This window comes from Psychrobacter pasteurii (assembly GCF_900162815.1).
GTDB lineage: Bacteria > Pseudomonadota > Gammaproteobacteria > Pseudomonadales > Moraxellaceae > Psychrobacter > Psychrobacter pasteurii.
In genome coordinates, this window is sequence record NZ_FUGD01000094.1 from 1 (window position 1) to 12887 (window position 12887).

Annotated in this window: 11 protein-coding genes and 1 pseudogene; 8 read left to right on the top strand and 4 right to left on the bottom strand. The window is 42.0% G+C overall.

Going from position 1 to position 12887, the window contains the following annotated elements; translation table 11 throughout:
- A pseudogene (locus A1232T_RS08630) lies at window positions 1-290 on the top strand (transposase); the annotation flags it as partial.
- Window positions 291-343: 53 nt separating this feature from the next.
- Window positions 344-964, top strand: a complete 621-nt coding sequence (locus tag A1232T_RS08635; protein WP_077449042.1) for a PliI family lysozyme inhibitor of I-type lysozyme — start codon at window positions 344-346, stop codon at window positions 962-964.
- 146 nt (window positions 965-1110) lie between these two features.
- Here the strand turns inward: A1232T_RS08635 and A1232T_RS08640 are convergent, their stop codons facing one another.
- On the bottom strand, window positions 1111-1398 hold the full coding sequence (locus A1232T_RS08640) for a polyhydroxyalkanoic acid system family protein (protein WP_077449043.1): 288 nt from the start codon (window positions 1396-1398) through the stop codon (window positions 1111-1113).
- Window positions 1399-1677: 279 nt separating this feature from the next.
- On the opposite strand from A1232T_RS08640, the gene thrC reads away from it, so the two are divergent.
- The 3 genes from thrC to A1232T_RS08655 all read left to right on the top strand — a co-directional run bounded on the left by thrC (window position 1678) and on the right by A1232T_RS08655 (window position 5364).
- Window positions 1678-3093, top strand: a complete 1416-nt coding sequence (gene thrC, locus A1232T_RS08645; protein WP_077449044.1) for a threonine synthase — start codon at window positions 1678-1680, stop codon at window positions 3091-3093.
- A 233-nt stretch (window positions 3094-3326) separates the two neighbouring features.
- The gene (gene dprA, locus A1232T_RS08650; protein ID WP_077449045.1) at window positions 3327-4613 is read left to right on the top strand and encodes a DNA-processing protein DprA; all 1287 of its coding nucleotides are present in this window, start codon (window positions 3327-3329) and stop codon (window positions 4611-4613) included.
- A 76-nt stretch (window positions 4614-4689) separates the two neighbouring features.
- The gene (locus A1232T_RS08655; RefSeq protein ID WP_077449046.1) at window positions 4690-5364 is read left to right on the top strand and encodes an L-threonylcarbamoyladenylate synthase; all 675 of its coding nucleotides are present in this window, start codon (window positions 4690-4692) and stop codon (window positions 5362-5364) included.
- Between the two features lie 241 nt (window positions 5365-5605).
- On the opposite strand, the gene A1232T_RS08660 is transcribed toward A1232T_RS08655, so the two are convergent.
- Window positions 5606-6064 (bottom strand): hypothetical protein, encoded by a 459-nt coding sequence (locus A1232T_RS08660; protein ID WP_077449047.1) that lies wholly within the window; start codon window positions 6062-6064, stop codon window positions 5606-5608.
- 108 nt (window positions 6065-6172) lie between these two features.
- Window positions 6173-7396: an efflux RND transporter periplasmic adaptor subunit gene (locus A1232T_RS08665; RefSeq protein WP_077449048.1), complete on the bottom strand. Its 1224-nt coding sequence runs from the start codon at window positions 7394-7396 to the stop codon at window positions 6173-6175.
- A 374-nt stretch (window positions 7397-7770) separates the two neighbouring features.
- Here A1232T_RS08665 and grpE point away from each other — a divergent pair, with 374 nt between their 5' ends.
- Together grpE and dnaK are read left to right on the top strand one after the other, a co-directional pair.
- A complete protein-coding gene (gene grpE, locus A1232T_RS08670; RefSeq protein WP_077449049.1) occupies window positions 7771-8397 on the top strand; it encodes a nucleotide exchange factor GrpE in 627 nt (208 codons plus the stop codon).
- Between the two features lie 236 nt (window positions 8398-8633).
- Window positions 8634-10565: a molecular chaperone DnaK gene (gene dnaK / locus A1232T_RS08675; protein WP_077449050.1), complete on the top strand. Its 1932-nt coding sequence runs from the start codon at window positions 8634-8636 to the stop codon at window positions 10563-10565.
- Window positions 10566-10687: 122 nt separating this feature from the next.
- Here the strand turns inward: dnaK and A1232T_RS08680 are convergent, their stop codons facing one another.
- A complete protein-coding gene (locus tag A1232T_RS08680) occupies window positions 10688-11914 on the bottom strand; it encodes an 8-amino-7-oxononanoate synthase (RefSeq protein ID WP_077449051.1) in 1227 nt (408 codons plus the stop codon).
- A gap of 365 nt (window positions 11915-12279) precedes the next feature.
- Between A1232T_RS08680 and A1232T_RS08685 the strand changes: the two genes are divergently transcribed.
- The gene (locus A1232T_RS08685) at window positions 12280-12843 is read left to right on the top strand and encodes a porin family protein (protein ID WP_077449052.1); all 564 of its coding nucleotides are present in this window, start codon (window positions 12280-12282) and stop codon (window positions 12841-12843) included.
- Window positions 12844-12887: the final 44 nt, after the last annotated feature.

A 12887-nucleotide genomic window follows, 5' to 3' on the forward strand; every position in this document is an offset into this window, starting at 1 on the left:
TAGAGTCCTGGTTACAGCAAAGTGGAGACGCTTATTTTAAGCGGTTGTTAATTGCCTCTCAGGCTTGTACGCTCGTGTGGCGTATTATGCAAGCATCTGATAAACAGTCACAAGAGTTTGCTTTGTTTTTAGTGCGCCTCTCAGGGCGACAAATGAAACGGAGCAAACCAATAACCGCACCTGCTGTGATGGCAGGATTGTTCCAGTGGCTTAATTTTACCGAACTGGTAAATCATTATCCCCCTGACCAACTACGTGAATTCGCTGATGCCGCTAGTAAATTTGTGTAGATACCTATGGTTTAGCGAGGGGAGGAAGTCAAAAGTAAAATAAGGAGATAATAATGAAATACATTATTTTAGCCAGTTCTTTATTGGCGTTAACAGCATGTCAAAGTCCGGCTGTTGATTCTAATACTTCTGCTCAGAACCCAAATACTAAAACCGAGGCCAGTCAGTCACAGCAGGCACAATATGCGATGACGGTTAAACACGATAAGTTTTCTGCTGATGTGAGCAGCGTGTCTGATGGCATGGGCGGTTATGTGCTACGTATTCAACCAGCAGGTGAGGCTGTGATTGAAAAGAAAATCGATGCGCCGGTTATGAAAGCAGAAGCGACTGACTTAAACCAAGACGGCTATCCTGAAATTGTGGTGTTTACTCAAAGCGTTGGCAGCGGCTCGTATGGTGAGGTAGTTGCCTACTCTAGTCAGCCATCTCAAAGTCAGGGCAAGTCATGGACTGAAGCCTCTTTCCCTGAGTTATCTGAAAAGCTCAGCCAAGGTTACATGGGGCATGACAGCTTTGCTGTTAAGGGCAATCAATTAGTCAGAGAGTTTAAGCTATATTTAGACGGCGATACTAATGCTAATCCAACCGGAAAAACCCGTCAGATTACCTATCGCTTGGTAGACGGCGAAGCGTCACGTCAATTTGTGGTAGATAAGGTGGTTGAGTTTTAATTCTATTTCAGCCTGAATTAATAAAGCCGTTTTATAAAAAATAAAAACCCAGTTCACTAATGAACTGGGTTTTTTATTGTACCAATAATGGTCAAAATATGACCCATTAGCTTTAAATTGAGAAACTAAGTTAACTAGAAACCCAGTTAACTAAAATACTTGCTTAGTCCTGAATCTAATGCGTCTTTGATCTTACCTTTTAATGGTTTGGCTAAGAAACCTAGGGTTGCTTCAAAGCGTATTTTATTGGCATCTAAAGTGGCTTTACCATCGATACCTTTACGAGTAATGGTCACATTATCTTCAGTTTCGCCTTCGACATAATTAGCTTCAATACCAAATTTATCTTTGGCACTTTCAAGCCATTTTTTAGCTTGTTCGCGGGCGGTATTAAAGTCTAAGCTGTGTTCTTTTTCAATTTCAATATCTGCCATGATGTTATACCTTTTATTATGAATGAAACGATTAAGCGATCAAATAAATAATCTCTAGACTGACTGTTATAAGCCAAGTGTAGTAACCTATTTATATCATTAAATTGTATGACTAACAATTCAGTCGTGTAGCATGACTGATAACTTTGGGTGATAATTATTACAAAAACCCATAAGCTGTTTATTTAGCATGGCTTATGTTTAAAAATATGCTACTCTTTTTGTAATTTCCGTTTCTATTAAAGTTTATGTAATCTTTTGACAGGATAAAACGAAGACATGAAATATATCAGTACGCGCGGTCAAACCGAGAAGATGAATTTTAGCGATGTGTTGTTGATGGGATTGGCGCCAGACGGTGGCTTGATGCTACCTGAAAGCTATCCGCAGATTGACGGTGCAACGTTAGATAAATGGCGTGATTTGAGCTACCCAGAGCTGGCGTTTGAGATTATGCGCCTGTTTGCGACTGATATTGATGAGACGGATTTAAAAGATATTATCGAGCGTACTTATACTGCTGAGGTCTTCGGCAGTGATGACATCGTGCCGGTGCGTAAGCTTAAAGATGACTTGTATGTTTTAGGTCTATCAAATGGTCCAACGCTGGCGTTTAAAGACGTGGCAATGCAGTTCTTGGGTAATGCCTTTGAATATGTGTTGAAGCAGAAAGGTAAGCGTCTGACGATCATCGGTGCGACCAGTGGCGATACGGGTAGTGCGGCGGAATATGCACTGCGTGGTAAAGAGAACATCGAAGTATTTATGATGTCGCCACATGGCAAAATGAGTGAGTTCCAGCGCGCGCAAATGTATAGCTTAACCGATGCCAATATTCATAATATTGCGATTAAAGGCATGTTTGATGATTGCCAAGATATCGTTAAAGCACTACAGCAAGATGCTGATTTTAAAGCCAAATATAGCTTGGGCACAGTGAACTCAATTAACTGGGGTCGCATCTTAGCGCAAATCGTTTATTATTTTAAAGGCTACTTTGCAGCCACTGAAAACAACGATGAAAAAGTCAGCTTCTGCGTGCCGTCAGGTAACTTTGGTAACATCTGTGCCGGTCATATTGCCCGCGAAATGGGTTTGCCGATTGACCGCTTAATTGTCGCAACCAATGAGAACGATGTGTTAAACGACTTCTTTAATGAAGGTAAATATACACCACGTCCTGCTGACAAAACTTATGTGACCTCAAGTCCTTCAATGGATATCTCAAAAGCGTCTAACTTTGAGCGCTTTGTGTACTTATTATTGGACAAAGATAGCAAGCGTGTTAGTGAGCTGTTTGATGGGGTGAAAGCAGGTAAAGGTTTTGACTTGTCAGATGTGTTGGATGCCGTGAATAACCGTTACGGCTTTGCTGCGGGTAAATCTACGCATCAAGACCGTTTAAACACCATCAAAGCAGTATATGAAACCTATAACGATTTGGTTGATCCACACACTGCTGACGGTATCAAGGTGGCACAAGAGCTACAAAAAGAGGGTGAGGTTATCATCTGTGCAGAAACGGCATTGCCGGTGAAATTCTCAGAGACTATTTTTGAAGCGGTTGGTGAGATAGAGATTGAGCGCCCAGAACACACTAAAGATATTGAGAGCTTAGAGCAGCATGTGACCGTACTTGAGAACGATGCCAGTATAGTGGCTAATGAGATCAAAGCAGTGGTTGCCCCTGTATAACGTGAAGTTTAATTGACCTAGATAGAGTCACTTAATCTATAAAAAACCAGCGATTTAAAGTCGCTGGTTTTTTTGTTTTGTACGTTAAGGTTTTATAAAACTATTTTATTGAGTAGATTAACTGCTTTGTTAGTTAATATTTACTTTATACTGTCAAAGTGGTCCTACATATGCTCAGTATATGAGGATAATGCCACCGGTTTGATTTTACATTCATTATCTAAGGCGGCTTTATGCCAACATCTGCACAGCTTGATGGCTCTCATAGGACAGATAGGGTTAAGGGCTCGAGTCTAACGCAAGAGCAGCGGGCCTGCTTACTATTATGGCAACGGGTAAACACCTCTTTGTCGGCTTTTTATAAGCTCATCAGCCACTTTGAGACGGCGCAGCAAGCTCTGCAGGCGGGTATGAGTCAGTGGCAAACTTTGGGCATTCATAAAAAGCATCTTGAGCGGCATAAGCAAGCAAGTTGTAATGAAGACAATCAGTTTATTGCTCAGCTAAAGCAGCGTATGGCTGTTGGTGAATTTCAACTGTTGTTTCAACAGGATGCAGACTATCCAAAGCAGTTGCTCGGTTTATTTGACCCGCCGCCCTTGCTATTTTATCGAGGTAATAAGCAGCGTTTGAATCAGGCAAAAATTGCTATTGTGGGCAGCCGCAAACCTACCCAAAAGGCACAACGATTTACCTTTGATATGGCTCAGTATTTGGCGAAGTCAGGGTTTATTATTTGTAGTGGACTGGCCCAAGGGGTAGATGCTCAAGCGCATTTGGGTGCATTGTCTCAACCTGTCGAGTATGCGGGGCGCAGTGTGGGCGTGATGGGTACCGGTATTGATGTGTGTTACCCCAAGCAGCATCAGGCGCTGTTTGGTAGGATGATTGCAGAGGGTGGCTGTATTGTCAGTGAGCTATTTCCTGGTACACCGCCTCACAAGCACACCTTTCCCAGACGTAATAGAATTGTCGCAGGGCTAAGCTTGGGCACAATAGTGACCGAAGCAGCACTGCACAGTAGTTCCTTGATTACCGCTCGGCTAACTTCAGAGCAGGGCAAGCAGGTGTTTGCATTGCCCAGTGATATCGATAATGTGAATGCTCAAGGTTGTCATTACTTGATTCGAGAGGGTGCTACATTGGTATATCACCCCGATCAAATCATGAGTGATTTGTGCCACCAGTTGCTTGAGCCTGTGCAGCTATCAGAAGCCAAGGATAATTCAACTGCTCATGGCTCGAGTCAGAAAACTGAGCGTTTGGGCCCACAATCTTTATTCTCTGATACCACCGCTACACCTAACGATAACGTGAATCCTATTTTAAAACCGCAGAAGTCTGTTACTATTTCTGAGCACCTGCAGCCTTTGTGGGTGCATATCCAATTTGAACTGCAAGATTTAGATGCGTTAATTGCCAAGACCCAATTAGATACCGCCACCTTATTAAGCCAACTGATGGAGCTTGAGCTAATGGGCGTGATTGGTGAAGTTGGCGGTCGTTATCAGCGTATCTAAACGACCTTGCCTGTTTTTTATTTCTATAAAATGGACGTCTTATAAGCTGTCTATTGTGTCAATGAAGTCCTAAATTATGAATCCTACTATCGAGCCAAATGGCGCTATCACTAACGATCCAAAACAAGCTGCACAGTGGCTAAAACAAGGCAAGCTTCTGGCTTATCCCACCGAAAGTGTCTGGGGAATTGGCTGTGATGCTTATAACAAAGAAGCCGTTGAGCAGATATTGACCATAAAAAACAGGCCGAGCGAGAAGGGCATGATAGTGGTGACTGACAGTATTGAGCGCATTAGGCCATTATTACAGCAGCTATCCCAAGAGCGTCAGCAGCAAATCATAGCCAGTTGGTCGCAGCAGGCAGATGATGAGACAAATGCCGATAGCAAGCAAGCACACACTTGGTTGTTGCCCTTAAAGTCAGCTCAGTTTGGCACTAACAAGCAAGTGGATAGCGAGACCAAAGCTGAAGTACCTTATTGGATTACTGGCAAACATGATTCGATTGCAGTCAGAGTGATTGCCCATCCACTCATCACTCAACTGTGTCAGCAGATGGTCAGTAGCACCAACCCTTATGGACTTATTGTCTCTACCAGTTGTAATCCATCGGGTGAGACACCGGCTAAGAGCTTTAAGCAAGCCTATGCTTATTTTGGTCAAGACATTGCTTATCTAACAGGGGAGACCTTGGGCTATGTTTTACCTAGCCAGATCAGTGATGCGTTAAGTGGGCAGGTGATTCGGTAAAGCTATTTGCTATCAATGTTCTTAATATAGGCATTAGAACAGCAAGGCTAAAGGGGTATTGAGTTTGATAAATAGTGTTCCACGTGAAACATGCTTAGTCTTTAATGTCTGATCTTTAATACCTGGACTTTAATATCCGTTTATTAATATAGGGCTGTTTCACGTGAAACACAAAAAAAGTAGTTTGTATTCAGTATTTAAGGTTAAGCGATTTCAGATTAAGCGATTTGATGTTAAGCGGTTAGGATTTTTTCGTTCGGGTTCGAATGGCAAAAATAACCGCAGTCAGCACGGCCACTAACAGCGATAAAATCGCACCGGTTAAAAGCGTATTGAGTAGTGCAAATGCAAAGGGATGGTGGATTTGACTGATGCCCAATCTATCATCGGTAATACCGACCGAGATAATCCCTGCCCACATCTCAGGAGAAAGTGGCCACCCAAATATCAAAAATCCGTTCATTAACTGCAAGCCCGCTTTGATAAACACACTGCGGCGTAGGGCATTATGTAATTGGGTATAACCTTGTTTGAGAAGGTAGGCATCAACTGAGCCGTAAATAAGGATAAATATCACAATACCCACCAGCATTCCGGCGAAAGCTAAGGGTACCGAATTTACTACAATACTGCCCCAGGTAAAGCTGACTAGAGCATTTACTAATACCCAGAATCCCCAAAACAACCAATGATTTCTCATATATTTTCTTAACCTTCTTTACTTAACTTTCTTTACCTTAACTCTCTGTACTTAATCTTTGAATATTTAGTCTTCGAGCTATTGATGTGATGTGTTTGCTGGAAGCAATTAATGTACCGAAAGGGTTTTTCCGTCTGAATTTCTAGGTAAATCGGCCAAGCAAACCAAACTTTCATTACTAATACCGCTGACCAAGAATTGATCGGAGTCGGCAAAGTACTGGACCACTTCTATCGGGGTATAGACCAAGGTCTGTGTTTGGTCCACAACCCAGACATAACCTTGAATAGGACTATTTGGACGAGGTCTCTTTTTGGTTAATCCATCAAGCTTGGCTTCGTGAATGGCACTTCTAGGCAAACGAACCCCAAGCTCAATTTGGCCATATTCAATAGTCATCGAAGCTTGCATACCAGGTTTTAATAAAGCCTTACTGTTTTCACCCGCTACCAAAGGGGCGCGAACTATAAGAGTGTCTGATTTGGGGTCAGCAAGGATATGGCTGATTTGGCCGGTAAACTCTTTTTGTAGCTCATAAACAGTAAAGTAAACCGGGGTGCCGACAGACAGCTGGGATTGAGTGGATAATGGAAGCTCACCTACTAACTGTAACTTCTGAGGATTGGTCACAGTAATCATCAAATCAGACCCCTCGCTTTGTTCTGAGTCAGGCTTATCTGCTTCTTTATTTTTCTCATTCTCATTGTCTGCGCTGTCATTTGGTGCAGAGTTGTTTGATGTAGCACTGTTTGATGCAGAACTGTCTTCATTAGTAGTGTTGCTGTCAGTGATTTTGGTAACCGTGCCTTTAATAGGAGATTTTAAAACCAAAGTTACCGCCACCAAGTTATCCTCTGCTTTAGAGGAAGCCTCTGCTGTAGACGAAGAGGAATTCTTATTTGACTTCACTTCTACCCCGTCAACATAGACTTCTACAAATTTATTGCTAATAAAAGGCAACTTACTTTCACTGACTTCGCTTTCAATCTTAGCCAAAATTTGACCTTGCTCTACCTCCTCTCCTTCTTTGACCTCAAGAGAAGCAGATATGACAGGGTAAGGGGTGGCAACCTCAGCACTATCCACTGGAATTAAGGCACCTTCTAAGTTATAGGTAGGCTGATAGCGCTCAGGCGTGCTGGTCTGTACTAGCGAGTTGTCTACTTTAACTTCATTTTCAAACACTTGGACCAGTGCTTCAGGGTTAGAGTTAGAATTTGAGTCACACCCCACTACAGTTAAAGTAGTCGCCACAGCAAGAATCATCGCTTTTAAATAACGGTTATAAGGCAAAAGTTTATTTTTAGCGTTATCAATCAAGGGCAATGACATGTGTGAGGTCCTATGGTTGTCAGGGTGTAAAGTAAAAAAGGCTATCGCAGTATGTGGCGGGTAGGAATAATAAAAAATCACTATAAAAATACAAGTATATAGTGCATTTTAAGGTATCAACCCCATAAAGTTGTTAGTGGATTGTTTTAAGTTTGTGCTTAGGGGTTGAAATTTACCCCTGTAACCTTTATCAAGCACTAAGAATATAAAAAAAAGTCACTCAAGAAAATACAAAATAAGGCCCTGCTTTTAAATTCCTTATTTAACCCTATTAGTAATCTTATAATTTATAAATTTTACAGCTTCAATAAAGCCTTTAGAAACCAAAAATATAGGGCTTTATGCAAAGCTACTTAAGCTACCAAGGAGATACCATGAGTAATAATGAAGCGAATAACGCAGCCCCAAATCTTGAGCAAGATGCTGAAAACTCAAATGTGGCTCATGACAATATCGATCGTTCTGAGACTGTATTAGAGCAAACCATGAATGAGTTCAATCCAGAAGTAAATGGCGATGACACCATTGCTAATAATATCGATGTTAGCGTTTATGAAGAGCGCATTGCTCAGTTAGAAAGCGAAGTAAAAGCAGCCAAAGAAGGCCAAGCCCGTGCCAATGCTGACGCTTATAACGCTCAAAAACGCATGGAGCAAGAAACTGAGAAGAGCCGTAAGTTTGCCCTACAAAAATTCGCTAAAGAGCTTTTAGAAGTAGTGGATAACCTAGAGCGTGCCATTGTTAGTGTGCAAGCTGACGATGATGCAGATGATGCTATCTTGGAAGGTGTGAAGCTAACTCACAAATCTTTCTTAACGGTATTGAACAAGCAAGGCGTTGAAGTAGTTGACCCGCAACAAGAAGCTTTTAACCCTGAATTGCATGAAGCAGTAGGTATTGATCCTAAAGCTCCTGCCGACACAGTGGGCGAAGTATTGCAAAAAGGCTATACCTTAAATGGCCGTTTATTGCGCCCAGCCATGGTTAAAGTAGGTCAATAACCCCTTGGCAAAAGGCTTAGAAATTTAGTCAAAAGCTATGTTAATCGAGCCAAAGACACAAAAAAAGACAAAAAGTTGTCAATTTTGCTTAACTTCGGCTTGAAAAATAGCAGCACTAAACCGATATATAGAAACAAGAAGCAAGGCTTACTTATTGAAAGCTTTAATAATAGACAGTAAGCCAAGTGCTAACATTGAATTAAACACAAACAAGAAATGATTTGGAGTTTTATATTATGGCTAAGACAATTGGTATTGATTTAGGTACAACCAACTCTTGTGTTGCAGTAATGGAAGGTGACAAAGTTAAAGTCATCGAAAACGCTGAAGGTACACGCACAACCCCTTCAATTATCGCTTATAAAGACGGCGAAATCTTAGTAGGTCAGTCTGCAAAACGTCAGGCAGTAACCAACCCAAATAACACTTTATATGCTATTAAGCGTCTTATCGGTCGCCGCTTTGATGACAAAGTGGTTCAAAAAGACATCGGTATGGTGCCTTACAAAATCGTTAAAGCTGACAACGGTGATGCTTGGGTAGAAGTTAACGATAAAAAAATGGCGCCACCACAGATTTCTGCTGAAATCCTACAAAAAATGAAGAAAACTGCAGAAGACTACTTAGGCGAAAAAGTAACAGACGCTGTAGTAACTGTGCCAGCTTACTTCAACGACTCTCAGCGCCAAGCTACTAAAGACGCAGGTAAAATCGCAGGCTTAAACGTTAAACGTATTATTAACGAACCAACCGCTGCTGCATTAGCTTACGGTATGGATAAGAAAAAAGGCGATAGCACTGTTGCTGTATATGACTTAGGTGGTGGTACTTTTGACGTATCAATCATTGAAATCGCTGACGTTGATGGTGAGCAACAATTCGAAGTTCTATCTACTAACGGTGACACATTCCTTGGTGGTGAAGACTTTGACTTAGCATTAATCGACTTCTTAGTTGAAGAGTTCAAAAAAGAACAAGACTTCAACCTAAAAGGTGACCCACTAGCGATGCAGCGTCTAAAAGAAGCTGCTGAGAAAGCTAAGATTGAATTATCAAGCGCTCAAAGCACTGAAGTAAACTTACCTTACATCACTGCTGATGCGTCAGGTCCTAAGCACTTAGTGGTAACTATCAGCCGCTCTAAACTAGAAGCTTTAACAGAAGATCTAGTAAAACGTACTATCGATCCTTGTAAAGTAGCTCTAGAAGATGCCGGTCTAAAAGCTAGCGACATCGACGACGTTATCTTAGTGGGTGGTCAGACTCGTATGCCACTAGTACAAAAAACAGTGGAAGACTTCTTCGGTAAAGAGCCACGTAAAGACGTGAACCCTGACGAAGCAGTAGCCGTTGGTGCAGCAATTCAAGGTGCGGTACTATCAGGTGACAAGACTGACGTACTATTACTTGACGTAACGCCACTAACTCTAGGTATCGAAACCATGGGCGGTGTTATGACAGGTATCATTGAGAAAAACACTATGATTCCTACTAAGAAATCACAAGTGTTCTCAACTGCTGAAGACAACCAGCCTGCGGTAACCATTAAAGTGTTCCAAGGTGAGCGTAAAGTAGCGGCCCAAAACAAACTATTGGGTGAGTTCAACTTAACGGAAATTCCACCAGCACCACGTGGTATGCCACAAATTGAAGTAACCTTTGACATCAACGCTGACGGTATCATGAACATCTCAGCCAAAGACAAAGGTACGGGTAAAGAGCAGAGCATCCAGATTAAAGCAGACTCTGGTTTATCGGATGAAGAAATCGAGCAAATGGTACGTGACGCTGAAGCAAACGCTGCAGAAGACGAGAAGTTCGCAGCGCTAGCTCAAGTACGTAACGAAGCTGATGGTCGTATCCACGCTATCCAAAAAGCTCTAAAAGAAGCTGAAGACAAAGTAACTGAAGAAGAAAAAACTTCAGTTGAGACTGCTATCAGTGAGTTAGAGTTAGCGGCTAAAGAAGATGACCATGATGACATCAAAGCTAAGCTTGAAGCTCTAGACAACGCATTCTTACCTATCAGCCAGAAGATTTACTCAGCTGGTCAAGGCGCAGAAGGTGTAGATCCAACTCAAGCAGGTGCTGAAACAGCTGACAATGCTGCGGACGACGATGTTGTAGACGCTGAATTCACAGAAGTGAATGAAGACGACAAGAAGTAATATAATAAATAGGTATAGCTAATCTATTCATAGTTTAGTTATTACCAAAAAGACCGTGCTCAGTGAGCACGGTCTTTTTTTATGGTTAAAAAATACGAGTGTTGTCCTGTAAAGACAGCAGTTTAAGAAGTTAACTGCTCAATAAGACGGTCACAGTCCCCAGTAGTTAGCTTAGCATTCATTACTAATCGAATGCGCGCTGTGCCCACGGGTACAGTAGGTGGACGAATCGGTAGGGCATAAAAGCCTGCTTGTTGTAGCTGCTGGGCTTTTTGTACAGCACTAGCATTATCTCCTAATATATAAGGAATGATAGGAGACTGGTAGGCCACGTTGGAGTCTGCATTGATGACTTGAGAGACACGAACCGATAAATCAGCCAAATGAGTGCGTAAGTTATATAGAGTGGGCATTTTGGCTAAGACAAACCGAGTCCAACAGTGGGTAATGGGTGGCAAAGCAGTACTGAAGATAAAAGAGCGCATTTGATTCACTAACCATTCTCTGACGGACTTATCACAAATCACATAAGCTCCCATCGAAGCGAAGGCTTTACCAAAGGTGCCTACTAGATAATCTATATCCTCCAAAGTCTGGGTTTCTTCTGCCAGACCTAATCCATTATGTCCAAGTACCCCAACCGCATGGGCTTCATCGATATATAGCTCAATACGGGGGTCTTGGGCTTTCAGATTAACCAAAGCTTTTAAGTCCGCACGATCCCCATCCATACTAAAGATGCTCTCGGTCACCACAATAATGCGTTCAATATCCTCACTGGCTTGCTCAATCAAAGCGGCCAGGTGCTTCATATCATTGTGGCGATAACGCTGATAGCTACAGTGTTTGTTTTTGCTGCCAATAAGACGCACCCCATCTATAAGGCTGGCATGAATTAAAGTGTCGGTCAAAATTAAGGTATTAAGAGGGAGCTTAGCTAGAGCAGGCAAGATACCGATATTGGCATGATAGCCACTATTTACCACCAATACCTCTTTGTTACAGGTCGAACGTTGCTCGTCAGATAAAGCAAGCTTGTACCAGTCTAATAGCTCTTGTTCTAGTAATGGCAGCTGGCTGTGGTTACCAGTCAACAATCGAGAAGAGGTAGCCCCCATTTTTGGTAATAATGACTCAGGCATCTGTTGCAAGTGAGTCAAAAACTCTGACTGTAGCCGGGTCTCATTGCCCAGTCCTAGATAATCGTTGCTTGAGATATTAAGCAGTCGCTGTTCATTCAAGATAATCCATTGATCTTCATGTCTAACAGGCGGCAGCTGGCGATACTGCTCTTTTGACTTAAGGTTATCTAGCTGCGTAGAAACACTTAATCGTGTGGGTCCGGTCATAAATATCTATCCTTGATGCTTTAATTTGATGTCGGTGGCTTGCTTTGTGGTAAATAAAGTTAAAAACTTTATAAAACAGGGGCCTAGAGTGTTGGTAACAGTGAGTAATATATCGCTTTTATTGCAGAAAAGGCTATATGTAACAAATGTTTTCAAAAACTAGGGTTTGTAACTGTCTGCATAAAAAGTAGGGGTAAAAAATAACTTCAAGCCTATTAAACTCCGACAGAGTATCAGAGTGGTTTTAATTACTATGTATACATCGATAACAAGCAAGATGTTTTAAGAAAGCCTAGCGACAACCCCGTTCCTTTAATAGCTTTCTTATAAGCTTGCATCGTTACTCATTTAATAGGAGAACTACAATGAAAACATTACAAAAAACTCTACTTGCTCTAGCTGCTGGTACTTTAATGACTGCAGGCGCTCAAGCGGCTGTTACTTATGGCAATGGCATGACAGCTCAGCCATACATCGGTGCTAAAGTAGGTCAGTATGATCTTGATGGTGCCAAAGATAAAGGCACTTCATACGGTGTTTACGGTGGTGCTAAGTTCACGCCAAACTTTGGTTTAGAAGCTGAATACTTAACCACTAGCGATGAAGACTTCTCTAACACTAGAGAGTACTCTGCAGACACTTACGGCGTATACGCAACAGGTGACTATGCTTTCCCGAACACCGGTGGCCTATATGGTAAAGGTCGTCTAGGTATCGCGAAAAACGAGGTTGATGTAAAGGGTAAAGCGACGGGTATAGAAGTTTCAGGCTCTGAAACGGGTGTTGCCGGTGGTCTAGGTCTAGGTTTTAACGTAGCTCCAAATGCTTCAATTGAAGCCATGTATAATTGGTATCCTTCAATTGAAACTGACTTAGGTGAAGATTTAGACGCTAGCGGTGTAACACTAGGTGCTCACCTTAAGTTCTAATCTTGCATAAGTCACAATCAGATATACTCTCTGATAAGGCTATA